The sequence below is a fragment of the Bradyrhizobium sp. NBAIM08 genome (assembly GCF_020193935.1).
Lineage (GTDB): Bacteria > Pseudomonadota > Alphaproteobacteria > Rhizobiales > Xanthobacteraceae > Bradyrhizobium > Bradyrhizobium yuanmingense.
The window spans coordinates 1-477 of record NZ_JADYVR010000143.1 but is presented as its reverse complement, the minus strand read 5'-3'; the positions used below and the strand labels follow the sequence as shown (position 1 = coordinate 477).

Sequence of the window (477 nt, the reverse complement as noted above, 5' to 3'; positions counted from 1 at the left end):
CCCGAATACCGGTTGGAATCGTACTTTGGAAGAATGAACGTGACGATTGCTAATAAATACGTTTTACAGGGTTCCCTGCGTAGAGATGCTTCTTCAAAATTATCACCTGACAGAAGAATAGGATATTTTCCGGCAGTATCTGCCGCCTGGAAACTGAAAGAAGAATTTTTCAGAGATGCAAGTGGCATTACTGATTTAAAGTTACGTGCAAGCTGGGGTGAAACCGGGCAGCAGGAAGGCATTGGCTATTACTCTTACCTAACCCGTTACACCCGCAGTAATTCAGCTGCCCAATACCAGTTCGGCGACCAGTTTTATACTTACCTGCGCCCTGAAGGGTACGATGCCAGCATTAAATGGGAAAGCACAGCTACCACTAACATTGGTGTAGACTTTGGCATATTGAACAACAGAATCTCAGGCTCTGTAGATTTTTATTCCAAAAAAACATCTGATTTATTAAGTAACGTACCGGTG

General features: G+C 43.4%; 1 pseudogene. It reads left to right on the top strand.

Annotated elements, in window-relative coordinates:
- Positions 1–33: 33 nt before the first annotated feature.
- Positions 34–477, top strand: a pseudogene (locus I6F37_RS38820) (SusC/RagA family protein); the annotation flags it as partial.